This window comes from Psychroflexus lacisalsi, from assembly GCF_020164495.1.
GTDB classification, from domain to species: Bacteria; Bacteroidota; Bacteroidia; order Flavobacteriales; family Flavobacteriaceae; genus Psychroflexus; species Psychroflexus lacisalsi.
This window is the reverse complement of the sequence record NZ_JAIQYZ010000001.1, coordinates 1,492,751-1,519,179: the sequence shown is the minus strand read 5'-3', so window position 1 is coordinate 1,519,179 and position 26,429 is coordinate 1,492,751. Positions and strand designations below refer to the sequence as shown.

Sequence of the window (26,429 nt, the reverse complement as noted above, 5' to 3'; positions counted from 1 at the left end):
TAATGCTAATTTAGTAAAGTATTGAGATAAAATTGAAAACGAATCCTTAATTTTGGAATGATTATAGTTCGTATAATTACTAAATTTAGTATTGTGAAATTTGCTGTTTGTTTTTGTGCGCTAATGTGTTTATCACTGAACGCTCAAGAATTTAGATATAAAGAAATAACTACTGTTCCGAATAGTGAACAGAAAAAATACATTATCATAAGCAAAGACACTACATATGTAAGTGAAGTTGAACTTGATGAAGTTATTATTTATCCAAAGCTAAAATTTAAAGACAGAAATGACTTTAGAAGCTATCTTATTCTTAAGCGAAAAACAAAAAAAGTATGGCCATATGCTAAGTTAGCCTCAGAACGGTTTCAAGTCCTGAATGAACGTCTCGAAAGCATTGATTCCAAAAGTGATAAGAAAAGGTATACAAAGGTGATTCAGAGATATGTTGAAAATGAATTTGCAGATGAGCTAAAGAAACTCACGAAAACTGAAGGTCAGATTTTAGTCAAACTAATTCATCGCCAAACTGACGTTACTACTTTTGACCTGATAAAAGACCTAAGATCTGGCTGGAATGCCTTCTGGTATAATACTACCGCTAATTTTTTCAATATTTCTCTAAAAGAAGAGTACAATCCTTCAATCAATAAAGAAGATTTTTACATTGAAGATATACTTCAAAGAGAATTTCAATCCGGTGCTTTAGAAAGTCAAGCTCCAAAAATCAAAATCAATCATCTAGAACTTTTGACAGAATGGCAAAAAAAATCGACAGCTATCTATCCCCCTTCAGCAACTCCTATCAAAAGATATTAGTGTTGGTTTAACCCAAAATCAGCATATGCATCCATTCCGTGTTCATGAATATCAAGCCCTTCAACTTCGTGTTTAGCAGAAACTCTTAAACCATATATTTTTCTCAGAGGCATCAATATGATGCAAGCACTCAAACAGCAAAATCCACCAATAGTCATTACAGATGCAAATTGAATAAAAAGTTGATTTAGACTGGCCATACTTCCAAATATTCCAACTGCAAGTGTTCCCCAAATACCACAACATAAATGGACAGGTATTGCACCCACAGGATCGTCTACTCTTAATATATCCATAAGTTTTACAGCCAGAACAATAATCAAGCCTGCTATAAGTCCTATGCAAATGGCTTCAAGAGGAGACATGAGGTCTGCTCCGGCTGTAATTCCAACCAGCCCTCCCAAAATTCCGTTCATAAACATTGTTACATCAAAATTCTTAAAAACCATAAAACTACTTATGCAGGCTCCTAGTCCGCCAGCAGCAGCAGCCAAGCTTGTAGTCACTAAAACTAAAGATGTACTTGAGGTCTCGGCTGACAACACAGATCCTCCATTAAATCCAAACCAACCAAACCAAAGTAGGAATACACCTGTAGCTGCTAAGGGTATATTATGTCCGGGAATAGCGAAGATCTTTTTCCCTTTAAATTTTCCTATTCTTGGTCCTAAAAAAATGACTGCCATCAAAGCTGCCCAGCCACCCACAGAGTGAACTAAGGTTGAGCCTGCGAAATCATAAAAACCAAAATCACTTAAAAAACCACCGCCCCAGAGCCAGGATCCGCTGAGGGGATAAATAATCCCTACATAAATGATAGAAAAAATCATAAAAGCACCAATTTTGATTCGTTCTGCAACAGCACCAGAGACAATAGTCGCAGCTGTTGCGGCAAACATTCCTTGGAATAAAAAATCTGTCCAGTATGTGTAACCTCCTTCTGCATAAGCTGCTGTAAGTCCATTTTCTGGAAGCTCAAGTCCAATTCCACTTAAACCTATCCAACCATTAAAGTCCCCTGGATACATTAAATTGAAACCAATCAGATAATAGAGTATTAAACCAGAACAAATGATAAAGAAATTTTTGAATAGGATATTGATTGTGTTTTTTTGGCGAGTTAGCCCAATTTCAAGTAAAGAAAATCCAAGATGCATGATAAATACCAAGGCGATACATAACATCATCCATAAATTATTTGCAGTAAATAATGCCTGGTCCATATAGTTTTATTTAATTGATTTTATCCCTCTTTCGTTTGTTCTGATTCTTATACAGTCTTCGATATTTGAAATGAAAATCTTACCATCTCCAACATCTCCAGTCTTTGAGTGTTCGATTATGGTATCAATTGTTTTCTCGACAAAATCATCAGAAACGACAATGACTAAATATCGCCTTTGGATATCGGTTGTACTGTAGGAAATCCCCCTGTATACATGACCTTGTTGTTCGTTTCCTACACCAGTAACATCCCAATAGCTAAAAAAATTAACCTGTATATTATGCAGTGCTTCTTTTACTTTATCAAAACGTGACTTTCTTATAATAGCCTCTATTTTTTTCATAAAAACTTTATTTAGGGGGGGGGGGGTAAATCTACAATAAAGTCTTATAAAAATAAAAAAACCCCTATTTAAGAAGGGGTGTTTTTATTTAAAGAGTCATATTAAAACTAAAATTCAATAAAATTACATGTTAATTCTGAATTGAATTTTTTATCTCACTAAAAAAAGGATCTGTTATTTCATTAAAATTTAAAATAATCAAATTGTTTAGAATTTATATAAATTATTTTATGATCACATTGTGTTGTTTTAAAACGCTTTGATATTCTTTTTTATCAAATTTAAAATTTGAAAAGATTTCATCGTGTCTTGATCTGTTTTCCATCCGTTTTATGTTTTTGATAAATCGGCGGTAATCATCTTCAGTTTCCAATTTCAAACCTGGTACTTCCGCTGATTTTCCGTCTTTATCTTTTGCAACCATTGTAAAATAGGATGAATTGCAATGTTTTTTGGTTCCGTCATGAATATGCTCGGATTCTACTCTTATACCAACTACCATGGAAGTCCTTCCCACATAATTTATGGTAGATTTCAATGTGAGAAGCTCACCAACTTCTACAGGATTTAAAAAATCAACCCGGTCAACACTAGCTGTGACACAATAATTTTCTGAATGTTTGGAGGCACAGGCAAAAGCTACCTGGTCAAGTAACGATAAAATGAAACCTCCATGAATTTTACCACCAAAATTGGAATGGGAGGGTAGCATCAATTGGCTGAGTATGACAGCAGATTCTGAACTATGTTTAAATTTCTTGGTCATTGGTTTGATTTTTATGTGCAATCCATTTTGGATCAATTCTTTTTTTGGTAGTGACTCCCAGATTCTTTAAAATTTCAACATCTTTTATAAGATTCTGTTGTCCAGTAAGTTTTTTCATGGCTTGATCGTAAGTAGATTTTGTGGAGTCAATACGGTTTCCTACAGCATCCAATCCCTCGATCAGATTCACAAATTTATCATACAAATCACCAGCATGTTTTGCAATTTCCAGTGCGTTTTGCTGTTGCTTTTCATTACTCCATACCATATCTACAGTTCTAAGGGTCGAAAGTAAAGTCGTAGGGCTTACCATCAATATATTATCCTGAAAAGCCGTATAAAAAAAATTGGAATTCTCATTTTGAGCCAAAAATAAAGCCGGTTCTACTGGAATGAACATGAGTATGAAATCCGGGGAAGCATTTCCTCCTAATAAATCATATCGTTTTTCTTTCAGGCTTTTGAGGTGAGTTTCCAGAGACTTCACATGAGCTTTCAGATAAGTCTGTTTTTTCTGCTCATCTTCAGTATTGATGTAGTGTTCGTAGGCCTTCAAACTGACTTTAGAATCGATGACCATCAACTTTTCATTTGGTAAATGCACCACCACATCCGGCAGTTTACTTGCCCCATTTTCATCTTTGTAATGCCTCTGGATTTCATATTCTTGACCTTTAACCAGTCCAGATTTTTGTAAGACTTTTTCCAGAATCATCTCACCCCAATTGCCCTGTGTTTTATTGTCGCCCTTTAAAGCTTTGGTCAAATTATTGGCTTCTTCAGAAATTTTTAGGTTTTGCTCATTCAAATGTTTCAGTTGTTCGCCCAATTGTGAATGACCTTTTAGAAAATCAGTATTCGTTTTTTCAATTTTGGTTTCAAAAGAATTAAGTCTCTCCTTCAATGGATCTAAAATATGAGAGATGTTTTTTTTATTCTCCAGGGTAAACTTTTCAGATTTTTGTTCTAATATTCGCTGAGCTAAATTTTCAAATTCTTCCCCAAATTTTTTCTGTAAGTCTTTCATTTCTGTCCTTTGCTCCGCCCATTGCCTTTTTAAACCTTCGAGTTCGGTTTCTTTTTGGGTGAATTTATTCTGAATTTGATAGCGTTCATTTAATTCAGATTTAAGTTCCGCTTGGAGTTTTTCGTTAGCTTTTGAGTATTCGTCTTTGGCTTTTTCCTCACGCAGAAAGGACTCAGTATAAAGTGTTTCAAAATGAGAAGATGTCGTTTGCCATTTTAAAATTGAAGAGCGGTCTATTAATTTGGCGATAACAAATCCCACTATTGCAGCAACTACACCAACTATTATTATACTTGACATGTCCATAAAAGAGATTTTTTCAAATATAGAAAAGGAATATTTAGAAAAGCTTACTTAATTTATCTCTACCTGGTTTTTTTAACTTCAGAGAGATCCAAAAGATTAAAGGGATTAATACCCAAACCTTTAACAGCTTTGGACCTAAAGCGAACCACCTCATCGTAGTATAAAGGGATAACTGGAGCTTCTTCAATCAACAGAGAATCCATTCGTGAATATAACTCATACCTCAAAGAATCCTTAGTAATGCTTAAGGCTTCTTCATAGAGTTGGTCGTAAAATTCATTCTCGAAATGAGTGTAGTTAGGGCCATTAGGAGAAAAGTTATCGCTATAAAACAACGATAAATAATTGATGGCATCAGGATAATCTGCAATCCAGCTGGCTCTGAAATTATCCAGTTGTCCTGCAGAACGTTTTTGCCGAATAGTAGAAGGTGGCATGACATCAATTTCTACACGAACTCCTATTTTTTGTACTTCCTTTTGAATAAATTCAACTAGATCTATATAAGACGGATTTGTACTGATGGTAAGTTTAGGAATTTTCACTCCTGTTTCTTCCTTAAATTTCTCAATAAGTGTTCTTGCTTTTTCTGGCTTATAAGCATAACCTTCAGTTTTTGAACGGCCAGAAAGTCCTTCAGGAATAAAACCTCTATGTGCTGGGATTCCAATATTGTTCCTTAGAAATTTTATCATCTTATCACGATCGAAGGCATAATTGATGGCTTGCCGAAACGCTCTCGATTTCATTTCTTCAGACTCAGAATCTAAATAAAAACCTAGATATTCTGTATTAAGGTACGGGCTCTTCTCCATATTTATATCGGTCTCAAATTTAGGATTAAGCTCCCCAGTCACAGTAATTAATTCATCTTTGTAGGAGGGATCCAAACCACTAAGAAAGTCTAATTTTCCTTGTACAAATGCTAAAAATTCACTCTGTTTATCCGGTAAAAAGGTGATGGCTACAGCTTCCAAGTAAGGCAGTGGTGTGCCTTTATCATCCGTTTTGAAAAAAAGGTTATTTTTCCTTAAGACCAATTTCTCACCTATTTCCCAACGTTTAAATTTAAATGGTCCTGTACCAATAGGAGAAGTTTGAAAATCTAACTCATTCATTTCCAAAGGAAGTATTGAACAGAATTTTGAAGTCAATAATCCAAGAAACGCAGGAAACTTTTGTTTCAGTTTAATTTCAATAATAGAATCATTTATGGCTTCAATTCTCTCTACATCAGACATAACCCAATTTCCTGGTGAGGCTACTTTTGGATCGGTAAGCCGTTTTAAGCTGTATTCGACATCTTGAGCAATTACCTGTCGTGTCGAATCATTGCCAAAAATGCTGTGTTTGTGAAAAAAAACATCCCTTCTCAATTCAAATGTGTAGGTCAGTCCATCCTCAGAAATAGACCAGGTTTTAGCAACATCGCCTTCAGTCACAAGATTATCATCAAGTTTTACCAGCGTATTGTATAGCTGGTGAGTGGGCCAGATATTCCGTTGATCTTTGGCGAAAGCGGGATCCAGTGATGTGATATTTGCATGTTCGTTGTACCTAAAGACTAGGTGATCTCGATCTTTAAAATCGGCATCTGAGCATGAAGTTAATAATATTAAATTCAGCAGAAAAAGTAAAGACGGAATAGAGTAGGAGTTCAATTTTAGAAAATAAATTATAGTTGGTATCTTTGCAAACAATTGCGAATATAGAGGTTTCTTCTGAATTTGTTTTCGATCACCTGAGTCCTCCAAATTTAAATTATGTCTCAACCCAAAGTAGCATTTTACACCTTAGGCTGTAAGCTGAATTTTTCTGAAACCTCCACCATAGCCAGGAATTTTCAAGAAGAAGGATATGAACGTGTAGAATTTGAGAACGACCCTGATGTGGTGGTCATCAATACCTGTAGCGTGACTGAAAATGCGGATAAGCGTTTTAAAACCATCGTCAAACAAGCTCAAAAAACCAATCCTGACGCCTTCATTATTGGAATAGGTTGTTATGCACAACTTAAGCCAGAAGAACTTGCAGATGTAAGTGGAGTGGATTTGGTGCTCGGAGCAACTGAAAAGTTTAAGGTAACCGATTACATCACAGATTTGACCAAAAATGACTTCGGCGAAGTGCATTCTTGTGAAATTGATGAAGCCGATTTTTATGTGGGTTCCTACTCCATAGGAGACCGAACGCGCGCTTTTCTTAAGGTGCAAGACGGTTGTGATTATAAATGTACGTATTGTACCATCCCATTGGCAAGAGGTATTTCCAGGTCAGATAAATTGGAAAATGTTCTCAAAAATGCGAAAGAAATATCAGAGCAAGGCATCAAAGAGATTGTGTTAACCGGCGTCAACATCGGAGATTACGGAAAAGGCGAATTTGGAAACAAGAAACACGAACATACATTTCTAGACCTAGTCAAAGCACTAGATCATGTGGAAGGAATCGACAGAGTGAGAATTTCTTCTATAGAACCAAACTTGCTCAAAGATGAAACAATAGATTTTGTGGCGCAAAGCAACTGTTTTGTTCCACATTTCCATATTCCTTTACAAAGTGGAAGCAATACACTTTTAAAAAAAATGCGGAGACGCTACATGAGAGAACTTTATGTAGATCGCGTGGAAAGCATTAAAAGAAATATGCCTGATGCTTGTATTGGTGTGGACGTCATTGTTGGTTTTCCAGGAGAGACGGATGAATTATTTTTGGAGACTTTCAATTTTTTAAATGAATTGAATATTTCTTACTTACACGTTTTTACTTTTTCAGAACGAGATAATACTCCTGCGGCAGAGATGTTAGAGGTGGTACCTCTAAAAGTCAGAAAAAAGCGCAGCAAAATGCTAAGAGGACTTTCTGCTAAGAAAAGACGAGCTTTTTATGAAAGTCAATTAAATTCGACCCATGAAGTTTTATTTGAAGGCGAAAATAAATCCGGTTATATTCATGGTTTCACCGAAAATTATGTGAAAGTAAAAACATTCTGGAATCCAGAATTGGTCAATACAAAAAACCAAGTTATTTTAAATGAAATTGACGAAGATGGGCTGGTAAAAATTGATTTTATAAATGAATGTGAGCCCGCAGAATAATTGAATTTATCAATCCAATCGTATATCTTTAGATCAAGTCTAAATGAAAAGCTAAAGTTGATATAAAACAGGCTGACCTAAGAATCATTATTTATTTTTATTAAATACTTGATTCAGAATTGTATTCTGAAGAAGATTGAATATTAATTAATAATAAATTTCAATTATGGCACATTTAAGATTGGGCGATACAGCACCAGATTTCACACAACAAACTTCTGAAGGAGAAATTTCATTTCATGATTGGCTAGGAGATAGTTGGGGAATTATTTATTCACATCCAGCCGATTTCACTCCAGTATGTACAACAGAATTGGGGAGAACAGCTCAATTAAAAGACGAATTTGACAAAAGAGGTGTAAAGGTAATTGCCTTAAGCGTCGATCCAGTAAAAGATCATCTTGAATGGATCAAGGATATTAACGAAACCCAGAACACGACCGTCAACTTCCCTATAATTGCAGACGAGGATAGAAAAGTTGCAGAATTGTATGACATGATTCACCCCAATGCATCAGAGAAAGCTACAGTACGTTCGGTTTTTGTTATTGGCCCTGACAAAAAAATTAAGTTGACGTTGACCTATCCACCTTCTACAGGTAGAAATTTCAATGAATTACTTAGAGTGATTGATAGTCTTCAATTAACAGCTAACCACAAACTAGCAACTCCAGCAGATTGGAAACAAGGGGATGATGCTATTATTTCTCCCTCTGTAAGTGACGAAGAAGCGAAAAAATTATTTCCAAATTATAAAGAAATTAAGCCTTACCTAAGGACGACTTCATACTAAAATAAATTTTGAACACGTCAAAAACTCTCTATCGGAAGATAGGGAGTTTTTTATTCAATTAAGTTTCCCTCTTTGTCTATATGAATATTCTTGTATAAACGATCGTAGGTGTAGGATTCCCAAAAGTAAGTTTCTTCAACTGCATTAAAGATTCTAGAAACTTTCTCCTCAAAACGTTCCAAAATGAGGTTGTCATCACTCCCCATGATGACGCGTTCAAAATTATTTTCTTTAGTAAATACAGTCAATGGAATTCCAATAAAATAGCGATTACTTGATAAATAAAAAGCTCCATTTTTTAATTCACCTGGAAATGTTTTTTTAAAAGCGAATCCTTCACTTTCATAACTGAGCTGTAAAGTCTCATCATCAATAAATTTTAAATTCACGAAAGTGATGGAAAGCGGTATTTTGATATCAAAAAAGCTATCAATTCCTTTTAGAGATTGGGACATAGAAGGACTGTCGTAGGAGTTGATCAAGTAATAGCCGTCCATAAGATTCAGTTGGCCTTCATAGATTTTCACAGATTCCTCAGGAAGTTTTCGGGATCCGCAAGATTGTAGTAAAACCAAAATGACCAAAAAAAAGATGTATTTGATGATTTTCATAGGATGAATAATTTTGACCAAATTATGATAATATGAAAATAATTACATCAAAATCTTTCCAATTTATTTTTTTACAGAAATAATTTCGAACTTAATTTTAAGCTACATTTGATAGGTTATTCAATTCATAAATGAACAAACTTATCGTGGTTAGCCAACCCGAAAAATGGCCTTTCATAATGGATCATACGTCCATTATAACCTCACAAGATTACTTGACAAACTCCTTATATTCAGAATTAAAAAATGTGAGGGTTTTCAATTTGAGTGACAAATACAGCTACCAATCCAAAGGATACTATGTTTCCCTTTTGGCGGAAGCTCGCGGTCATACTTCTATTCCTACCATTAGTAACTTGGTGGACCTTGGTGAAAAAAAACTTGTCAAAATTGTTTCAGAAGATTTTGAAGAAGAAATTCAGAAGAGTTTGAAGTTTATTAAATCTCAGGAATTCACTTTGAGTATTTATTTTGGACAAAATGTGGCACAGAAATACCGAGAATTAAGCAGCATAATATTCAGGCATTTTCAAATTCCATTTTTGAGAGTCATTTTTAAACACACCACCAAATGGAACATCAAATCTATAAAAGCCATATCCCTTACAGAAATTCCATCTGAGCATTTGGAGAGCATGCATTATTTTGCTTCTGAATTTTTTTCAAAAAAGAGATACGACAGCCCAAAAGCAAATAAAGCTGAATATGATTTGGCGATCTTAGTCCAAAACAACGATCCAGCACCACCAAGTAACCCAAAAGCCATTAAAAAATTTATCGACTTGGCTGAGAAAATGAATTTTTACGTTGAAGTTATTTCACCTAAAGATTTATACCGTCTTTCATCTTTTGATGCCTTGTTTATCAGACAAAGTACTGAAGTCAACAATGAAGCCTATGCGTTTGCTAGAAAAGCATTGCAAGACGGTTTAGCGATTGTTGATTATCCTGATGCGATCTTAAAATGTTGCAATAAAGTTTTTATGGCGGAAGCACTTAATAAGAATGGGATTCCAACACCCAAAACGATGATCGTCCATAAAGACAATAAACATGAAGTTTTAAAAGTAACAGGATTGCCATGTGTTCTTAAATCTCCTGATTCTACCTTTTCTTTTGGAGTAAAAAAAGCAAAGACAGAAGAAGAATATGTAACCCTCATTACCGAGATGTTTAAGACTTCCGACCTAATCATTGCTCAGGAGTTTACCTATTCTGAATATGATTGGAGAATAGGAATTATGGATAACAAGCCGTTTTATGCGTGTCGCTATTTTATGGCTAAAGGACACTGGCAAATTTATAATTGGTCTGCCGAAAAAAAGGATGACCAAGACGGAAACGCAGACTGCTTTGCTGTAGAAGATGTTCCAGAACAAGTGATGAAAGTTGCATTAAAATCAGCTAAAATCATGGGGAAAGGCTTATATGGCATTGATGTCAAAGTTGTTAACGGAAAGGCTTTGGTCATAGAAATCAATGACAATCCAAATATTGATTTAGGTGTGGAAGATGGATTCTACGGTGATGCTGTTTACACAACTATTCTTCAAGCTTTTAAAAATCGTCTTAATTCTAAACAAGACTCATGAAATACCATCTTTTTGAAGTTTTTGGAATTGAATTGGAATATATGCTTGTCAATTTTTTGACTGGCAAAGTTCAGCCCTCTGTAGATAAATTGATGAAACTGAAAACTGGTAAAATTATTTCAGATGTAGATAATGGCCCAATTGAATGGAGTAATGAACTCGCTGCTCACGTGGTTGAATTTAAGACCAACGGTCCTGCCAAAGACCTGGATACTTTAGACATAAAATTTTACGATAATATACTTGAAGTAAATAAGTTACTTAACGGTGCGAATCTTCGTTTGTGGCCAACAGCTTCGCATCCATTGATGAATCCAGAATTGGAGATGAAATTATGGCAACATTCTTATAGCGAAGTGTATGCGCTTTACAACAGAATTTTTGATTGTAAAGGTCACGGTTGGTCCAATGTACAAAGTATGCACATCAATTTGCCGTTTTACGATGACTCTGAATTTGAGAAGTTACACGCTGCTATACGGATTTTGCTGCCTATTTTACCGGCATTGAGTGCGAGCTCACCGATTCTAGATGGTAAACCGACAGGTGAACTAGATTCCAGGATGAAGTTGTATTTGACCAATCAAAAACAAATTCCAGAAATGACAGGGAAGGTGATTCCCGAACAGGTGTTTAGCCAAAAAGAATATCAGAAAAAAATCTTCGATCCTATTAATTCTGCAATTGCACCGTTTGATGAGGACCATATTTTAGAACATCATTTTTTAAATTCCAGAGGAGCTATTGCCAGGTTTGATAGAAACGCAATAGAGATACGAGTTTTGGATCTACAGGAATGCGCTTTGGCAGATGTCTCTATTGCAAGTTTTATTGTCGAAATTTTAAAAGATTTGGTTAATGAAATATATTCAAGTTTGAAGGATCAAAAGTTATGGCACGAAGATGTTCTATTTGAAATTTTGAACCTTAGTATTGAGTATGCTGAAGAAGCTGTAATTAATAATAAAGCCTATTTGAAACTTTTTGGAATTGATGCTGAATCTATGGCTGTAAAAGACATTTACAAGCATTTATTTGAAAAGATATTCTCTAGATTAAATAAAAGACATTCTGAAGCTATTGAATTTATTTTAGCACATGGTAGTTTGTCCACAAGAATTCTAAAAGCATTAAATGATGATTTTTCTGAAGTGAATATTCTGAAGGTATATCAAAAGCTTGGAGATAGTCTATCCAAAAATGAATTGTTCCTACCGTGAAATTAATGTTGACTTGTGAGCATGCGACCAATTTGTTACCAAAACAATATGAATTCTTATTTAAAGATCATAAAGATCGCTTGGAAACTCATGAAGGCTACGATATAGGTGCTTTTGAAGTTTACAAATCTTTACAACATCTAGCTAATTATTCTTTTCATTACCCATGGAGCAGACTTTTGATAGAAGTGAATAGGTCTTTGCATCATCCCAAATTATTTTCTAGCATCTCAAAACAGCTGGATAAAGCGGAAAAAAACTGCTTAATTGTTGATTATTATCAATTTTATCGGCATCAAATTCAGCAGGAAATAAAAAGCCTTATTAAAGAAAATGAGACCGTGTTGCATCTATCTATTCACAGTTTTACACCAGTTTTGAATGGAAAAGTCCGGGAAGCGGATCTTGGGATTTTATACGACCCTAGGCGAAAAGTTGAAAAAGAGTTTGCCAATAAATTCCGTAAAGAATTAAGCTTACAAATTGCTGGTATCAGAATTAGAATGAATTATCCTTATAAGGGGAAGTCTGATGGATTTACGACGAGTCTACGGAAGATATTCCCAAATGATTATATAGGAATTGAACTGGAAATCAATCAAAATATAACTTTAAATCCCTTTAAGATAATGAAGCTTAATGCTGATTTAAAAAAGTGTTTGGGTAAAATACTATGATTTTCAATAGTGGTTTTTCAATAGTTAACCATAATGCTAATAAGCGACTAGTGACATTAAAAATCGTTTTTGTAATTTAGCAGCTCATAAATACGATAGTAAATGAATAAAAATACAGTTTTAGCGTGGGCAACTTTCATCATGGTTATTGTAGGTTTAGGACTTATTGCCTTAGGCGCTTTTAGATATAATGAGATAGCTGGCTGGGGTTTCGCTTCTGTTGGAATCGGTTTTTTTGCAATTGCATGGGTGTTTAACGCCCTAAAAGGAAGAGTATAATCAAAATAAAAATTAATGGCAGACGATAAAAAAGTGATATTCTCTATGTCGGGAGTATCCAAAACTTACCCTGGAGAAGACAAACCAGTTCTTAAAAATATATACCTAAGCTTTTTTTATGGAGCTAAAATAGGAATTCTCGGGCTCAATGGTTCTGGAAAATCCACGTTGATGAAAATCATTGCAGGGATAGAAAAAAACTACCGGGGGGATGTAGTCTTTTCTCAAGATTACTCCGTTGGTTATTTGGAACAGGAACCAGAACTGGATCCTGAGAAAACAGTACTTGATGTAGTGAAAGAAGGAGTTGCCGATGTTGTAGCTATTTTGGACGAATACAACAAAATCAATGATGATTTTGGTCTACCAGAAGTTTATGAGGATGCAGATAAAATGCAAAAACTAATGGATCGACAGGCCAAACTTCAAGATAAAATTGATGCTACCAATGCCTGGGAGCTTGACAATAAGCTAGAAGTAGCAATGGATGCGCTTAGAACTCCACCTTCTGATCAAAAAATTGAAAATCTTTCTGGTGGTGAAAGACGTAGAGTAGCGCTTTGTCGATTATTACTCCAGGAGCCAGACGTTTTATTACTTGACGAACCTACCAACCACCTGGATGCAGAATCTGTGCATTGGCTCGAACATCACTTATCACAATATAAGGGGACTGTCATTGCTGTCACTCACGATAGATATTTCTTGGATAATGTAGCAGGCTGGATTTTGGAACTGGACAGAGGTGAAGGAATTCCTTGGAAAGGAAACTATTCGTCTTGGTTAGACCAAAAGTCTAAACGTATGGCTCAGGAACAAAAACAAGCTAGCAAGCGTCAGAAGACCTTAGAACGGGAACTGGAATGGGTGAAGATGGCTCCAAAGGGCAGACAATCCAAACAAAAAGCCCGACTTAACAATTATGATAAATTAATGAGTCAGGATCAAGATAAGCTTGATGAAAAACTTGAAATCTATATTCCCAACGGGCCACGTTTGGGAACCAATGTGATTGATGCTAAAAATGTAAGCAAAGCATTTGATGATAAGTTGCTCTACGAAAATTTAGATTTCAAATTGCCACAAGCAGGAATTGTTGGTGTCATAGGTCCGAACGGAGCAGGTAAAACGACCATTTTCAAAATGATTATGGGAGAAATTCAGCCTGATAAAGGTGAATTTATTGTGGGAGAGACTGCTAAAATCGCTTACGTCGATCAAGCGCATTCCAATATAGATCCGAATAAGTCAATTTGGGAGAACTTCAGTGAAGGTCAGGATTTGGTGATGATGGGAGGCAAAAAAGTAAACTCCAGAGCGTATTTGAGCCGTTTCAATTTTAATGGAAGCGAACAAAACAAGAAAGTTGATAAGCTTTCTGGAGGAGAGCGAAACAGACTTCACCTCGCTATGACTTTAAAGGAAGAAGGTAATGTTTTGTTACTTGATGAGCCAAACAATGATTTGGATGTCAACACATTGAGGGCTTTGGAAGAAGGATTAGAAAATTTTGCCGGATGTGCTGTTGTGATTTCTCACGACAGGTGGTTTTTAGACAGAATTTGCACTCATATATTGGCTTTTGAAGGAAATTCTGAAGTTTATTTCTTTGAAGGAAGCTTTAGTGATTATGAAGAAAACAAGAAAAAACGACTAGGCGGAGATACCATGCCAAAACGAATTAAGTATAAAAAACTCGTTCGATAGATCACTGATTTTCGATGCATAAAAAAACTCTGTTGCTTTTTAAGCTTCAGAGTTTTTTTATTAATTATAACTTAACCTGAGAATCTGTAATAGATGAATTAATGTCTTAATTTTATGAAAACTTGATTAAAATGAAGAAAATCACCTTTTTGGCTATTGTCTTGATCAGTCAGCTTGTTTTTTCTCAGGATATTATCATTAATGAAGTCGATTCAGATACTGAAGGTGTAGATACAAAAGAGTTTATTGAACTTAGGACGCCTTTGCCAAATACCACTCTTACAGGTTATGTTCTTGTTTTATTTAATGGATCAATAACAGGTGGCGATTCCAGCTATTTCGCATTGAATCTAGATAGTTTTACTACAGATTTTAATGGTCTATTTGTTTTAGGTGGACCAGAACTCACTCCAAGTCCTAATTTCCTTTTGCCTTCAAATTTTATTCAAAATGGAGCTGATGCAATTGCTGTTTACAGAAGTTCAGAACTAGACTTTCCGGAGGGGACTTTAGCAACAACAGATAATATAATTGATGCTTTGGTTTATGGAACCGACGATCCAACTGATCAGGATTTATTAGATCTTTTAGCACAGACTGAGCAAATAAATGAAGATTTAAATAATAACAAAGACAATGAATCCATACAGAGAAATTCTGATGGAACTTGGTCTTTAGGATCTCCTACACCAAGAGAATTAAATGACGGTTCTGGAATATCCCCTGTTTTTATCGATATAACTCCAAGTAAAACTATAGTTGATGAGGGCGATAGTTTTAATATTGATTTTTCAACATTAAAGCCTTTAGCTGTTGATTTGATTATTAATTTCAGTTTAGCGAATAGGACTTTCACCGATGATGATTACAACGGGCCTAGTTCCATTATGTTATCTGAAGGTACAAGCACAGGTTCTGTAACTATTGATATTGTAGATGATGCTATAGATGAAGGAGATGAATTCATTAATATCGTAGTAGATATAATTGAAGATCCCTTTATATTGAATAGTAATTTTATACAGATCATTGTCGTGGACAATGATTTTACTGTGGCCGATTGGGGAATTCCCACAAATCCGACCTTCGATAAGGTCAATTCTACAGGACCAACAAATTATTTTGAAAGTTTAAATGGTAAATCTGGTAATGCTCTAAGAAAAGCTATACAAGATATTATTGCCGAAGAAGGTGTAGTAAAAATCCATACCTATTCAGACATTATAGATATTTTAAAATCTGCAGACCAAAGCCCAAGTAATAGTAACCAGGTTTGGTTAGCCTATCGCGAGGAATCTCGGCCTAAATATTTGTATCAATTAAGTTCTTCGGGAACTGGATTTTGGAATAGAGAGCATGTGTTTCCAAGATCTCGAGGTGGTTTTTTCAGTATAGAAGAAGATGATGTTGCTACCGGGATAAATGAATGGTGGGAAACTAGCGCAGACTCGTTGAGACACGCCAATTCTGATGCACATGGTTTGAGAGCTACGGATGCGAATGAAAACAGCTCCAGAGGAAATAAACATTTTGGAAGTATAAACAATGCTGATTCTTATGCTGGATCTTTTGGAACTCTGGGAAGTTTTAGAGGAGATGTGGCGAGAGCAGTTTTTTATCTAACTATTCGTTACAATAATCTTTTTGTAGTTAACGGATTTTCAGATGTTACAGGCCAATTAGGAGATTTGGAAACACTCCTGCAATGGCATACAGATGATCCTGTAGATGATTTTGAAATGAACAGAAATAATGTTGTTTACACTTGGCAAAATAATAGGAATCCTTTTATTGACTATCCAGAATTAGTGGGTTATATTTGGGGAGACAAGCAAGGCGAAACCTGGAACCAATCGCTTTCTGTAAATCAAAATAAGTCTCAAGATATTTCTATTTATCCTAACCCAGCTACAACTTACATTCAATTTAAAGGTATAAAAACTGCTACGAATGTAGAATTTTACTCAATGACAGGTAAGAAAGTGTTGGAAAAGCAGATTTTGAACGGAACTCAATTATCTTTGAATCTTATTTCCGGGGTGTATTTAGTTAGGATTATCACAGACTCTAAAGTCACCACAAAGAAATTAATCATCAAATAATAGATTATTACTAATTATTATTCAAAAGCCATTTGTAGTAAAATGGCTTTTTTAATTTTATAAAAAATATAAAATGAAGGCATCTTATTTTAAACATACATTGGAATTTAAAAAACCGAGTGGAACTTCAAGAGGAGTTTTAAAAACCAAAGAGTCCTGGTTTATCAAGATAGAAACTGAACATAAATTCGGAATAGGGGAGTGCGGGCTTCTTAAAGGTTTGAGCATCGATAGAATCGAAGATTACGAAGATACTTTGAATTGGCTTTGTGATAACATTCATCTAGGACTTGATTCTCTATATTCTAAGCTTAAAGAGTTTCCATCGATTCAGTTCGGATTGGAAATGGCTTTTCAATCTTTTGCTTCAGCAAATCCTTATGTTTTATTTCCTTCAAAATTTACAGAAGGTGAACAAGGAATGGTCATCAATGGATTGATTTGGATGGGAGAAAAGTCATTTATGAAAAGTCAAATTCAGGAAAAAATAAAACAAGGTTTCAGTTGTATTAAATTGAAAATAGGAGCGATTGATTTTGAATCTGAATTGGAATTACTGAAATACATCCGAAGTGAATTTTCAGCTTCAGAGATCGAATTGCGCGTTGATGCTAATGGTGCTTTTTCTCCAGAAGATGCTCTCGACAAATTGAAAAGATTAAGTGAATTTGATTTACATAGTATTGAGCAACCAATCGCTAAGGGTCAGTGGAAAGAAATGGCAAAACTCTGTGAGCAAACGCCTTTGCCAATTGCTTTGGATGAGGAATTAATTGGAATTAAAGACGTAACAAAAAAGGAAAAAGCATTACTAACGATTAAACCTCAATATATAATTTTGAAACCTAGTTTAATTGGTGGGTTTCAGGGATCGAGAGAATGGATCGAGCTAGCAAATCAGCAGAACACCAAATGGTGGATAACGAGTGCACTGGAAAGTAATATTGGGTTGAATGCTATCGCTCAGTTTACTTTTTTACAAAATAATAACATGCCACAAGGATTGGGAACAGGTGGTCTTTATACGAATAATATTGAAAGTCCTTTAACGATTGAAGGAGAACACATCACGTACAACCCTAAACAAAACTGGGAAAATAAATTTAATTTATGAGAGATAGAACATTTATCCAACAAGCTTACACAGGAAAAATCGGCCAATGGAAATATGTTATTCCAGTTTTTTTGTTTTTTGGCTTAATGGGGCTTAATATCTTATTTTCATACTTGATGGATATTGATCAGTCTGAAATTATTGCAGAGCAAATAGAAGCGGACGGGAAAAATTTTACTTTTTTTACACTTTTAATACCATTTGCCTTTTTATTATTTTTTTTATTTATTTATGTAAAATTTGTTCATCAGCAGTCCATTAAATCATTAACTACAAGCAGAAAAAAAATAGATTGGTCAAGAGTAGGTTTTAGTTTTCTACTTGTCTCAATATTTATTTCATTAATGACTTTTGGTGATTATTTTTTTAGACCCGATGCTTATGAAATGAACTTTGATTTTTCTCAGTTTATAGTTTTAGCTGCAATAGCGATTATTTTAGTACCAATACAAACAAGTTTTGAGGAATACATGTTTAGGGGTTACTTAATGCAGGGAATTGGAGTTATCTCAAGATATCGTTGGGTTGCCTTAATATTAACTTCATTGATTTTTGGTTTAATGCATTTTGCAAACCCTGAAGTAAGTGTGTTAGGACCTGTTATTATGATTAGTTATATTGGGACTGGTTTCTTGTTAGGTATAATGACTTTAATGGACGAAGGTTTGGAGCTTGCCCTGGGTTTTCACGCAGGGAATAATTTAATTACAGCATTACTAGTCACTGCTAATTGGACAGCATTTCAAACTGATTCTGTACTCATTTATACTGAAAAACCCACAGCAGGGTTTGATGTTCTAATTCCAGTCCTTGTCATATATCCAATTTATTTATTAATTATGGCTAAAGTTTATAAGTGGAAAAACTGGAATTCAAAGCTCTTTGGTAAAGTCGAACTGCCTGATAATGAGTTATAATAATTGGTTGAGAGTTTCAAAATGATTGTTATATTTATGGAATATTATAAGGATTCATAAATCTATTATTATGGTAAAGTATGCAGTTGAAATCCATCCTCTTTTTAAAATCAATGGTCATCATTTTAATAAATCTGAATTGTATTCAGTGGCTTATAGCTTTGTAAAGGAAGGAGAGCCTTTCGAAGAACAAATCGGCAATTTTCTGCTGGATTGGCTAAACGAAGATTATGAAACAATAAAAGTTAGAACTTCTGGATCGACTGGTGATCCGAAAGTCTATTTTTTGGACAAGCAAAAAATGATCAATAGTGCCCTGGCCACGGGTAAATATTTCAAAACTCCCGAAGAAACTAAAGCTTTACTTTGCCTACCAGCTAATTATATTGGAGGGAGGATGATGATAGTAAGAGCGATGGTTCTAGGTTGGGATTTGGATCTGGTGGAACCCAAATCAAATCCACTTGATGAGCTTTTCAAAACCTATGATTTTTGTGCGATGACTCCATTCCAAATGGATAATTCTCTTGGAAGACTTCATTTGATTAAAAAACTGATAGTTGGAGGTGGCGCCGTCACAGATAATCTAATCGGATTAATACAAGGCATACCTACAACCGTTTATGAAGTGTATGGGATGACAGAGACCATATCTCACATTGCAGCCAGAAAATTGAACCCTAAGACTGATAATAAAGAGAAAAGGCCTTTTAAAGCTTTACCCAACGTAAGTGTATCACAAAACGAAAACAATTGCCTGGTCATAAAAGCACCTAAAATTTTAGATGAGGAATTGATCACCAATGATATTGTTGAGGTACTTACCTACAAGAAATTTTTCTGGAAAGGAAGATTAGATAATGTTATCAACACTGGTGGAATTAAAATTTTTCCAGAAACTGTTGAGAAAAAACTCCAAAAACTTATCACACATAGATTTTACGTTGCAGGAGTCCCACACGATTCACTTGGCGAAGAAGTTGTATTGTTTATTGAAGCTCCCGAAAACAAACAGTATTTAAGCGATCTGAAGCATGCTATCGAACAAAAGAAATCTTTGGATAAATATGAAAAGCCAAAGCATATATACTTTGTTGATAAATTTGAAGAAACCGATTCCGGTAAAATTCACCGTAAAAAGACCTTATCAAAATTGATTAGCTGATTCAATTTAATCTCTTACTTTTTCTACATTAATATAATACCCATATTTATTAATAGCTAGCTCTTCCATATTTTTCAGATCAATTTCAATTAATTTCCATTGATGCGTTATAACCTCTCTATAAACAAAATTTTCTGATGAATTTTGAAATTCTATGGGCATCTTAAAGTCATTTACATCTGCTTCCCATCTCATATACAATCGATCTCTTTCATCAAATTTTAATTGCAATGTCGGTATGGAGGAAAAATTGAGATATTGATTGAATATTGGTTCAAGGCTTTTTTTTGTTCTTTGATCATAAAATGCTATCACATCATTAGTGTTGATCGTTTTATATTTAAAAGTTTCATGAAATTCTTTCAAGAGTGACCACCATTTTTCATCATTATTAACCACACTCCTCAAAGTATTGAGCATATTGGCTCCTTTGTAATACATATCTCCAGAACCTTCATGATTTAAGCCATATTCACCTATGATTGGACTGTCATTGGCTATTATTTTTCTTAAGCCGTGTAGATAAGTAATCGCTTCTTTTTTTCCAAATTCACATTCTACAAATACAGACTCTGCATAGGCGGTAAAGCTTTCGTGTATCCACATATCAGCTATGTCTGATGCCGATACTGAATTCCCAAACCATTCATGAGCAGATTCATGGATAATTATAAAATCCCATTTTAATCCAATACCAGTATTTGACAAATCATTTCCCAAATACCCATTTTGATATCCATTTCCATAAGCAACAGCACTTTGGTGTTCCATGCCCAAATAAGGCGTTTCAACTAATTTATAACCGTCTTTTTTAAAAGGATAATCACCGAATTTTTCATAAAAACAATCCATCATAGGTTTTACCTGTTCAAATTGCTCTTTTGCCTTTTCCAAATTTTCTTTTAGGACGTAATAATTTATAGTCAAACCTTTGTAATTGTCTTCAAAATGAGTGTAGTCTGCAACATTCAAAGTGATATTGTAGTTATTGATAGGATGTTCAACTCTCCAGTGCCATTTTGTATAGCCGTTTTCTAGAGGTATTTCATCAATTAGTCTTCCATTGGAAACATTCATTAACCCATTGGGTATGCTTACTTTGATGTCAGCAGAATCGGGCTCATCACTTTGATGGTCTTTATTAGGATACCATAAACTAGCTCCTGTTCCCTGGACTGCAACTGCTATAAAGGGCTTTCCATTTTTATCTTCAGAAAATACAAATCCTCCATCCCATGGAGCATTCTTGGCGACAATTGGATACCCTGAATAGTAAAATTTCAGACTTTCAAGGTTTCCTGCCTTCAGTTGTTCGTTGAATTTAAGAAAAACAGCATTTTCTTCTCTTTCATAAATTAAATTTTTACCATTAAAAATAATAGAATCTATGTTCATATTCTGAAATAAATCAAGCTGAATTTTGGATGTATTTTCAATAACTTTAAAATCAATTTTATTAAAACCGCTTAAAAACTTTGTTTCAGGATCTAGTTTTATATCTAAATCATAAGCGAGAACATCAAAGCTTGTACGTTCTGGTCGTAAACTTCCGCGGAGTGTATCTGCTCTGGTAAATTTCTCTTGATCTCCCGATAATAATTGAGACTGCCCGTTGATTGTAAAGCTAAAGATGAAAAGGAAAATGTATATTCGTTTCATAAATGATCAGTATAATTTATTACTATAAAACTATGAAAAAAGTTATTTTTTTATTGCTCTCTATTGTATTTCTTTCTTGCGGGAAAGATAGTAATCTTATTGATGGTGAAATTAAAAACTCAAATGGTAAAGGCATTGAGGATGTGCTGGTTCAAGTCATGGGTACAGATTTAAATTCAAAAACAAATGCTAAAGGTGTTTTTAGAATCAATACAAAAGATAGGGGAGATGAACTTATTTTCACTCACCCGGAATATGAGATGTTTAGAATAAAATTAGATGATTCAGAGGTATCAGTTATTCTTAAAGAAAAGAATACCCAAGAGCAAGAGAAATAAATCTATTATTTCCCGAAGCTCCTTTAAAAGCATCGGTGAAACCGAAATTGTACCTTGCATCGATTCTTAGTCCGGATCCCAAACTCAATCCAAGTCCGGCAGCACCTGAAATGTCAAGTTTTTCAGATTCAAGAATTTCTGATCCATTAATGAGATAACTGAATTGCGGTCCAAACTGAAGATTGAACACTCTAAGAAAATGTAATTTCAAAATCACAGGCACCAAAGCATAATCTGTTTCAATATCATCTCCATTGAATTCACCTCCTTGCTGAGAAAACAAGACTTCTGTTTGTAAGGCTAAGGCATTGAATCGAACACCAGCAAAAATGCCTCCAGTAAAACCTAATCTTCCTTCGGCATTAATTTCAGAAATAGAGGCATAATTGATACCACCTTTTATACCTAAATCAAAATTTTGTGACTGAGAGTTTAGACTGTAGAGACTTAGAAATGATATAAAAATTAATTTAAATACAAATTTCATAACTATTGTTTTTTCAATAACGTTGATTAATCAAATTTAGTTTAGTAAAGCTGATAATATGATGTCCAATTCGTCAATACTTAGGTTGATCTCTATAATTCTTCCACTCTTATCGACAAGATAATATTGTGGTAAATCTGTGATTCCTAGTTCCGTTGGTAATTTGCCCGTGAAGCCGTTTTTCACTCTCAAGGATTTCCAGGGAATAGATTGCTCGGAGACAGAATTTACCCAGTCTCCTCGATTTGTATCTAAAGAAACACCAATAATTTCAAAACCCTTAAACTTATGTTTTTGATAAACGTTAAGTAATTGCTCCTGTCGTTCTTCACATTCTTTACACCAACTATTCCAAAATTGAATAAGATTATATTTAGAAAAATAAGATTTCAAATCAACTGTTTCAGATGTAATTGAAATCAAATCAAAAGATGGAATTTTACTTCCGATTTGGTATTTTCTCCGTTTGTGCTGATATTTTTCTAGAATATCAACATCTTGAGGATTTAGATTATCAACATCAAGCTTTGATACCAAACTTTTTACATCATTATAGAGTAAGGTTTGATTCATGCTCATCTTAGAAAGTGTTTTACCAAGGTAATCGTGATTGGGATGAGCCTTTATCAAGCTATCCATTTCATCTAAAATCAGATCCCGATTTCTTTTAGATTTTGAAGTTGATTTGAGAAATTCTGCCAAGTAAGCTTTTAGTTCTATAGTTTCCCCTCCACTTAGTTGATTGACCTCAAAGTCTTTAATCACTTCATCTCCAAGTTTTAAATCATCTACTATGATATCAAAAATTAAAGTATCATTTTCTAGATAAAACGCTTCTGAAGAATTAATAGAATCAAATTGAAATTGAAAAGCTGTAGGAGATGTTACTGCGCCTTCAAATAGAAATGCATTATTAGTGACTTGGGCACTATCAAGTTGATTCTTGTACTTGATGTTGATGTAGTCTTTAAATTCACCATTAATAGTTCCTCTGACCACATAATTTTGAGTTGAAGAAGTCTTTTCTAAGGGTTGCATACACGATAGCAACGTGAGACTAAGAATAAAAAAGAAAATTTTGTTCATGAAGTCAAAACTAAGGTAAAATAAAAGACCGATGAATTTTCATCGGTCTTTTAAAAGCTAAATAATTTAATTAGTCAATTAATTGAAATCATTTATTCTTTCGCTTAAGTCATAAATTTTAGCATCTGCTGGTAAAACTTTTTCAATAATGCTGCTTCCAGCTGCACTTCTATAGCCACCTGCACAATGAACTACAATAGGCTTATCTGTAGGAATATCTTTTGCAGAATCTCTTAATTCATTAAGTGGATGATTCTTAGCAGATTCAAATTTTTTCTCTTCATTGAACTCACTGATATTTCTTATATCGATGATTGTATAATGATTTGGATTTTGTTTAAAGTCTGTATAATCAAAGTCATCCGAAGATTCAAATTCAACTTGACCTAAAGTTAACACTGCTTTAATTTGTGACTCATAGCCAATTTTAGCAATTCTTGAAACAACTTCATCATATTCAGAAATCGAATTCAATACCAAATAAAAGTTTTCATTAGGCTTTATAATCGCTCCAATCCATGTCTCAATTTTGTCATTTTCAGACCTTGCCATTATGTTTATACTACCAGGGATATGATTGGCCTTAAAATCAGCTTGAGGTCTTGTATCAACAATCGTAGCATCTGCGTCAAACTTTTCTACGTTTAGGTGAACAAGAATATTGGAAACGGAAGCTCTAAAGTTTTCAGCTCCTGTTTTATTTATATCTACATCATGTCCAAAATAAGCTGGAATGAAAGGTTGTCCATCAAGAATTTCACTTACAAACTCTTCTTCAGTTTGTTCCTGGAAAGCCCAATTACCAATTCGCTCGTTGCCTAGTGTACTTGTTGTATCATCACTCATATTTTTTCCACATAAACTACCAGCACCATGAGCTGGATAGACCCAAACATTATCTGACAAGTGATTGTACTTCGTGGTCATAGTTTTATACATGGCCTGGGCAAGTTCTCTACGTTTAGCGGTCATGTTACCAGCTTTCTCTCTTAAATCGGGTCTTCCTACATCACCTATAAATAAAGTATCACCAGTGAAAATAGCTTCTTTAGTCGTAGCAGCATCTACAGCATGAACAGTAATTCCATCTGGAGAATGTCCAGGGGTGTGGAGACATTTAAAGGTAACGTCTTCCATTTTCAACTCGTCGCCTTCATCAAATGGGTGATGAGGATAGTCAGCACCAACTAGTTTACTTACATAAATAGTAGCTCCTGTTTCTTTATGGATTTGCAAATGACTACTCACAAAATCTGCATGAGGATGTGTTTCGAACACAGCTACAATTTTGGCATTGTTTTCTTCTGCAAATTCATAATAAGGCTGCGGATCCCTTGCAGGATCAACAACTGCCATTTTTCCATTGCTTACGATAGCGTAAGAAAGATGCGATAAAGGTTTGTCGTTATATTGTTTAATTGTCATAGTAATTTCTTTTGATTATTGATTCATTTTTCCGGTGGCACAACTTATGAATGATTTTGCCTTATTTAAATAAGTGTTGGCATTTCCCAGTACCGGATATCCTAATTGTTTTAATTTCTCTTCAACTGTAAATAGTGAGGATTCTTCAGCATAGGTAAATTCTTCAGATGATTCTTCTGCATCAACATTAATATCTGAAATTCCATTAAGAGATATAAGGTTTTTAGAAATTGTATTGGCACAGCCGCCACATTTTAAATTTTGTACTATTATTTTTGTTTGCATTTTATTTAGTTTAAATATCAACACTTGAATTTAATTGTTTTGAATTCAGAATGAAACTGAATTCAAGTCTAAACTAGGTGTCAAATTTTAAACAAAATAAAGGAATTATATGAACTGTGGCAGTAACAAAAGTTACGGATACTAATCAATATCAATTAATTTAATAGAATTTCTATTCAGTTTTATTCGGTTGGTTTTTTCGAGCCTTTTTAGAAGTCTGGAAATCACAACGCGACTGGTGTGAAGGTCGAATGCAATGTCTTGATGTGTAACCTTAATTTCTGAATCATTATAATGTTTGGATTTGTTTCTCAGGTATTCCAACAAACGTTCATCCATTTTTTTGAAGGCAATAGTATCAATAGTTGATACCATTTCCATTAAACGCTGGTGGTAGCTGTCGAAAATAAAATTCCTCCAAGATTTGTATTTTCCTAACCACTCTTCCATTTTTTCAATGGGAATCATCAACAACCTGGATTCTGTTTCAGCAATAGCTCTTATTTCACTTACCGCAGAGCCAGTACAGCAGGATAAAGTCATAGCACAAGTTTCACCTTTTTCTAAATAATAAAGCATAAGCTCAAAGCCATCTTCATCTTCTCTCATCACTTTAATAACCCCGTCTATAAGTAGTGGCATTGCAGATAGATATTGACCAGTTCTGATTAATTCATCACCAGAATTTACCTGCTTAATAACTCCAATGTCATTGATTTCCTGTAGCAATTCTTCTTCAAAAATATGTCCGTAGTTTCTTTTAATTTCTTCTTGCATGTGCTTAATTGTATTTTTGTATAAATATAAAACCCATGACTTATTTAAATGGCAAATTTTAAAATTTTTAAGCCTTATGGCATGTTAAGTCAGTTCATCAATAACCAAAAGCGAAGAAGAAACAAAAGACTTCTTGGTGAACTCGGCAATTTTCCTGAAGGAATTATGTCTGTTGGACGACTGGATCAGGACTCTGAGGGTTTATTGTTTCTTACTACGGATGGAAAATTCAGCCATAAAATTACATCAACAGGTATCGAAAAAGAATACTGGGCTCAGGTAGACGGACAAGCTACAGAAGAGCATGTTGATGAACTTTCAAAGGGCGTCGAAATTAGTATTTACGGGAAACCTTATCAAACTAAATCCTGTGAAGTTCGCTTGATGACTCCACCAGACGATTTGCCTAGACGCGCAAAAGACATCAGAAACGAAAATGAACATGGAAGAACGTCATGGCTTTCGATTACACTCACAGAAGGAAAGTATAGACAGGTACGCAAAATGACTGCTAAAGTGGGTTTGCCAACCTTGAGGTTAATTCGCTACAGAATAGGAGAGGAGACGATTGAAAATATGAAGCCTGAAGAAGTAAGAGCTTTAATTTAAAA

General features: G+C 34.5%; 26 protein-coding genes. 14 read left to right on the top strand and 12 right to left on the bottom strand.

Annotation, left to right across the window (positions count from 1 at the left end):
- The first annotated feature begins 93 nt into the window (after positions 1-93).
- On the top strand, positions 94-819 hold the full coding sequence (locus tag LB449_RS07130; protein ID WP_224454378.1) for a DUF4294 domain-containing protein: 726 nt from the start codon (positions 94-96) through the stop codon (positions 817-819).
- On the opposite strand, the gene LB449_RS07125 is transcribed toward LB449_RS07130, so the two are convergent.
- The 5 genes from LB449_RS07125 to LB449_RS07105 all read right to left on the bottom strand — a co-directional run bounded on the left by LB449_RS07125 (position 816) and on the right by LB449_RS07105 (position 6,111).
- Positions 816-2,042 carry an ammonium transporter gene (locus LB449_RS07125; protein ID WP_224454377.1) on the bottom strand — a complete coding sequence of 409 codons (1,227 nt, stop codon included), beginning with the start codon at positions 2,040-2,042 and terminating at the stop codon, positions 816-818. The two genes, LB449_RS07130 and LB449_RS07125, sit on opposite strands and share 4 nt — an antisense overlap.
- Positions 2,043-2,048: 6 nt before the next feature.
- Positions 2,049-2,387 carry a P-II family nitrogen regulator gene (locus tag LB449_RS07120; protein WP_224454376.1) on the bottom strand — a complete coding sequence of 113 codons (339 nt, stop codon included), beginning with the start codon at positions 2,385-2,387 and terminating at the stop codon, positions 2,049-2,051.
- Between the two features lie 223 nt (positions 2,388-2,610).
- Positions 2,611-3,153: an acyl-CoA thioesterase gene (locus tag LB449_RS07115; RefSeq protein WP_224454375.1), complete on the bottom strand. Its 543-nt coding sequence runs from the start codon at positions 3,151-3,153 to the stop codon at positions 2,611-2,613.
- The gene (gene rmuC / locus LB449_RS07110) at positions 3,137-4,480 is read right to left on the bottom strand and encodes a DNA recombination protein RmuC (protein WP_224454374.1); all 1,344 of its coding nucleotides are present in this window, start codon (positions 4,478-4,480) and stop codon (positions 3,137-3,139) included. Before rmuC ends, LB449_RS07115 begins: the two co-directional genes overlap by 17 nt.
- Before the next feature lie 65 nt (positions 4,481-4,545).
- On the bottom strand, positions 4,546-6,111 hold the full coding sequence (locus LB449_RS07105; protein ID WP_224454441.1) for an ABC transporter substrate-binding protein: 1,566 nt from the start codon (positions 6,109-6,111) through the stop codon (positions 4,546-4,548).
- A 138-nt stretch (positions 6,112-6,249) separates the two neighbouring features.
- Between LB449_RS07105 and mtaB the strand changes: the two genes are divergently transcribed.
- Together mtaB and LB449_RS07095 are read left to right on the top strand one after the other, a co-directional pair.
- Positions 6,250-7,584 carry a tRNA (N(6)-L-threonylcarbamoyladenosine(37)-C(2))-methylthiotransferase MtaB gene (mtaB, locus tag LB449_RS07100; protein WP_224454373.1) on the top strand — a complete coding sequence of 445 codons (1,335 nt, stop codon included), beginning with the start codon at positions 6,250-6,252 and terminating at the stop codon, positions 7,582-7,584.
- Positions 7,585-7,750: 166 nt separating this feature from the next.
- Positions 7,751-8,377, top strand: coding sequence for a peroxiredoxin (locus LB449_RS07095; RefSeq protein WP_224454372.1), 627 nt, complete (start codon positions 7,751-7,753; stop codon positions 8,375-8,377).
- A gap of 50 nt (positions 8,378-8,427) precedes the next feature.
- Here the strand turns inward: LB449_RS07095 and LB449_RS07090 are convergent, their stop codons facing one another.
- Positions 8,428-8,988: a hypothetical protein gene (locus tag LB449_RS07090; RefSeq protein ID WP_224454371.1), complete on the bottom strand. Its 561-nt coding sequence runs from the start codon at positions 8,986-8,988 to the stop codon at positions 8,428-8,430.
- Between the two features lie 131 nt (positions 8,989-9,119).
- Here LB449_RS07090 and LB449_RS07085 point away from each other — a divergent pair, with 131 nt between their 5' ends.
- The 9 genes from LB449_RS07085 to LB449_RS07045 all read left to right on the top strand — a co-directional run bounded on the left by LB449_RS07085 (position 9,120) and on the right by LB449_RS07045 (position 19,761).
- On the top strand, positions 9,120-10,580 hold the full coding sequence (locus tag LB449_RS07085; protein ID WP_224454370.1) for a RimK family protein: 1,461 nt from the start codon (positions 9,120-9,122) through the stop codon (positions 10,578-10,580).
- Positions 10,577-11,800: a glutamate-cysteine ligase family protein gene (locus LB449_RS07080; protein ID WP_224454369.1), complete on the top strand. Its 1,224-nt coding sequence runs from the start codon at positions 10,577-10,579 to the stop codon at positions 11,798-11,800. Before LB449_RS07085 ends, LB449_RS07080 begins: the two co-directional genes overlap by 4 nt.
- Positions 11,801-11,805: 5 nt before the next feature.
- On the top strand, positions 11,806-12,477 hold the full coding sequence (locus LB449_RS07075) for an N-formylglutamate amidohydrolase (RefSeq protein WP_224454368.1): 672 nt from the start codon (positions 11,806-11,808) through the stop codon (positions 12,475-12,477).
- Positions 12,478-12,579: 102 nt separating this feature from the next.
- A complete protein-coding gene (locus LB449_RS07070) occupies positions 12,580-12,756 on the top strand; it encodes a CAL67264 family membrane protein (protein WP_224454367.1) in 177 nt (58 codons plus the stop codon).
- Positions 12,757-12,771: 15 nt separating this feature from the next.
- On the top strand, positions 12,772-14,463 hold the full coding sequence (gene ettA, locus LB449_RS07065) for an energy-dependent translational throttle protein EttA (RefSeq protein WP_224454366.1): 1,692 nt from the start codon (positions 12,772-12,774) through the stop codon (positions 14,461-14,463).
- A gap of 131 nt (positions 14,464-14,594) precedes the next feature.
- On the top strand, positions 14,595-16,565 hold the full coding sequence (locus tag LB449_RS07060) for an endonuclease (RefSeq protein WP_224454365.1): 1,971 nt from the start codon (positions 14,595-14,597) through the stop codon (positions 16,563-16,565).
- A gap of 73 nt (positions 16,566-16,638) precedes the next feature.
- On the top strand, positions 16,639-17,679 hold the full coding sequence (locus tag LB449_RS07055; RefSeq protein WP_224454364.1) for an o-succinylbenzoate synthase: 1,041 nt from the start codon (positions 16,639-16,641) through the stop codon (positions 17,677-17,679).
- Positions 17,676-18,596 (top strand): CPBP family intramembrane glutamic endopeptidase, encoded by a 921-nt coding sequence (locus tag LB449_RS07050; RefSeq protein ID WP_224454363.1) that lies wholly within the window; start codon positions 17,676-17,678, stop codon positions 18,594-18,596. The genes LB449_RS07055 and LB449_RS07050 overlap by 4 nt, the downstream gene beginning before the upstream one ends.
- Before the next feature lie 70 nt (positions 18,597-18,666).
- The gene (locus tag LB449_RS07045; protein WP_224454362.1) at positions 18,667-19,761 is read left to right on the top strand and encodes an AMP-binding protein; all 1,095 of its coding nucleotides are present in this window, start codon (positions 18,667-18,669) and stop codon (positions 19,759-19,761) included.
- Positions 19,762-19,767: 6 nt separating this feature from the next.
- Here LB449_RS07045 and LB449_RS07040 read toward each other — a convergent pair whose 3' ends face one another.
- Complete coding sequence (locus LB449_RS07040; protein WP_224454361.1) at positions 19,768-21,420, bottom strand: M1 family metallopeptidase; 1,653 nt, start codon at positions 21,418-21,420, stop codon at positions 19,768-19,770.
- A 32-nt stretch (positions 21,421-21,452) separates the two neighbouring features.
- Between LB449_RS07040 and LB449_RS07035 the strand changes: the two genes are divergently transcribed.
- The gene (locus LB449_RS07035) at positions 21,453-21,758 is read left to right on the top strand and encodes a carboxypeptidase-like regulatory domain-containing protein (protein ID WP_224454360.1); all 306 of its coding nucleotides are present in this window, start codon (positions 21,453-21,455) and stop codon (positions 21,756-21,758) included.
- On the opposite strand, the gene LB449_RS07030 is transcribed toward LB449_RS07035, so the two are convergent.
- The 5 genes from LB449_RS07030 to LB449_RS07010 form a co-directional block, all read right to left on the bottom strand.
- A complete protein-coding gene (locus tag LB449_RS07030) occupies positions 21,724-22,245 on the bottom strand; it encodes an outer membrane beta-barrel protein (protein WP_224454359.1) in 522 nt (173 codons plus the stop codon). The two genes, LB449_RS07035 and LB449_RS07030, sit on opposite strands and share 35 nt — an antisense overlap.
- 36 nt (positions 22,246-22,281) lie before the next feature.
- Positions 22,282-23,331, bottom strand: a complete 1,050-nt coding sequence (locus LB449_RS07025) for a TlpA disulfide reductase family protein (protein WP_224454358.1) — start codon at positions 23,329-23,331, stop codon at positions 22,282-22,284.
- 78 nt (positions 23,332-23,409) lie between these two features.
- On the bottom strand, positions 23,410-24,756 hold the full coding sequence (locus LB449_RS07020) for an MBL fold metallo-hydrolase (protein WP_224454357.1): 1,347 nt from the start codon (positions 24,754-24,756) through the stop codon (positions 23,410-23,412).
- Positions 24,757-24,771: 15 nt separating this feature from the next.
- On the bottom strand, positions 24,772-25,041 hold the full coding sequence (locus tag LB449_RS07015) for a heavy-metal-associated domain-containing protein (RefSeq protein WP_224454356.1): 270 nt from the start codon (positions 25,039-25,041) through the stop codon (positions 24,772-24,774).
- Positions 25,042-25,182: 141 nt separating this feature from the next.
- Positions 25,183-25,818, bottom strand: coding sequence for a Crp/Fnr family transcriptional regulator (locus tag LB449_RS07010; RefSeq protein ID WP_224454355.1), 636 nt, complete (start codon positions 25,816-25,818; stop codon positions 25,183-25,185).
- A gap of 48 nt (positions 25,819-25,866) precedes the next feature.
- Between LB449_RS07010 and LB449_RS07005 the strand changes: the two genes are divergently transcribed.
- Positions 25,867-26,427: a pseudouridine synthase gene (locus LB449_RS07005; RefSeq protein ID WP_224454354.1), complete on the top strand. Its 561-nt coding sequence runs from the start codon at positions 25,867-25,869 to the stop codon at positions 26,425-26,427.
- Positions 26,428-26,429 lie beyond the last annotated feature (2 nt).

Bases quoted from the DNA above. Each gene is read 5' to 3' on its own strand.
- LB449_RS07050 (WP_224454363.1), top strand. From the start codon at position 17,676: ATGAGAGATAGAACATTTATCCAACAAGCTTACACAGGAAAAATCGGC.
- LB449_RS07125 (WP_224454377.1), bottom strand. From the start codon at position 2,042: ATGGACCAGGCATTATTTACTGCAAATAATTTATGGATGATGTTATGT.
- LB449_RS07120 (WP_224454376.1), bottom strand. From the start codon at position 2,387: ATGAAAAAAATAGAGGCTATTATAAGAAAGTCACGTTTTGATAAAGTA.
- LB449_RS07045 (WP_224454362.1), top strand. From the start codon at position 18,667: ATGGTAAAGTATGCAGTTGAAATCCATCCTCTTTTTAAAATCAATGGT.
- LB449_RS07010 (WP_224454355.1), bottom strand. From the start codon at position 25,818: ATGCAAGAAGAAATTAAAAGAAACTACGGACATATTTTTGAAGAAGAA.
- LB449_RS07025 (WP_224454358.1), bottom strand. From the start codon at position 23,331: ATGAACAAAATTTTCTTTTTTATTCTTAGTCTCACGTTGCTATCGTGT.
- LB449_RS07080 (WP_224454369.1), top strand. From the start codon at position 10,577: ATGAAATACCATCTTTTTGAAGTTTTTGGAATTGAATTGGAATATATG.
- LB449_RS07085 (WP_224454370.1), top strand. From the start codon at position 9,120: ATGAACAAACTTATCGTGGTTAGCCAACCCGAAAAATGGCCTTTCATA.
- rmuC (WP_224454374.1), bottom strand. From the start codon at position 4,480: ATGTCAAGTATAATAATAGTTGGTGTAGTTGCTGCAATAGTGGGATTT.
- LB449_RS07055 (WP_224454364.1), top strand. From the start codon at position 16,639: ATGAAGGCATCTTATTTTAAACATACATTGGAATTTAAAAAACCGAGT.
- LB449_RS07020 (WP_224454357.1), bottom strand. From the start codon at position 24,756: ATGACAATTAAACAATATAACGACAAACCTTTATCGCATCTTTCTTAC.
- LB449_RS07030 (WP_224454359.1), bottom strand. From the start codon at position 22,245: ATGAAATTTGTATTTAAATTAATTTTTATATCATTTCTAAGTCTCTAC.
- LB449_RS07090 (WP_224454371.1), bottom strand. From the start codon at position 8,988: ATGAAAATCATCAAATACATCTTTTTTTTGGTCATTTTGGTTTTACTA.
- LB449_RS07040 (WP_224454361.1), bottom strand. From the start codon at position 21,420: ATGAAACGAATATACATTTTCCTTTTCATCTTTAGCTTTACAATCAAC.
- LB449_RS07075 (WP_224454368.1), top strand. From the start codon at position 11,806: ATGTTGACTTGTGAGCATGCGACCAATTTGTTACCAAAACAATATGAA.
- LB449_RS07035 (WP_224454360.1), top strand. From the start codon at position 21,453: ATGAAAAAAGTTATTTTTTTATTGCTCTCTATTGTATTTCTTTCTTGC.
- LB449_RS07060 (WP_224454365.1), top strand. From the start codon at position 14,595: ATGAAGAAAATCACCTTTTTGGCTATTGTCTTGATCAGTCAGCTTGTT.
- LB449_RS07070 (WP_224454367.1), top strand. From the start codon at position 12,580: ATGAATAAAAATACAGTTTTAGCGTGGGCAACTTTCATCATGGTTATT.
- LB449_RS07005 (WP_224454354.1), top strand. From the start codon at position 25,867: ATGGCAAATTTTAAAATTTTTAAGCCTTATGGCATGTTAAGTCAGTTC.
- LB449_RS07015 (WP_224454356.1), bottom strand. From the start codon at position 25,041: ATGCAAACAAAAATAATAGTACAAAATTTAAAATGTGGCGGCTGTGCC.
- mtaB (WP_224454373.1), top strand. From the start codon at position 6,250: ATGTCTCAACCCAAAGTAGCATTTTACACCTTAGGCTGTAAGCTGAAT.
- LB449_RS07095 (WP_224454372.1), top strand. From the start codon at position 7,751: ATGGCACATTTAAGATTGGGCGATACAGCACCAGATTTCACACAACAA.
- LB449_RS07115 (WP_224454375.1), bottom strand. From the start codon at position 3,153: ATGACCAAGAAATTTAAACATAGTTCAGAATCTGCTGTCATACTCAGC.
- ettA (WP_224454366.1), top strand. From the start codon at position 12,772: ATGGCAGACGATAAAAAAGTGATATTCTCTATGTCGGGAGTATCCAAA.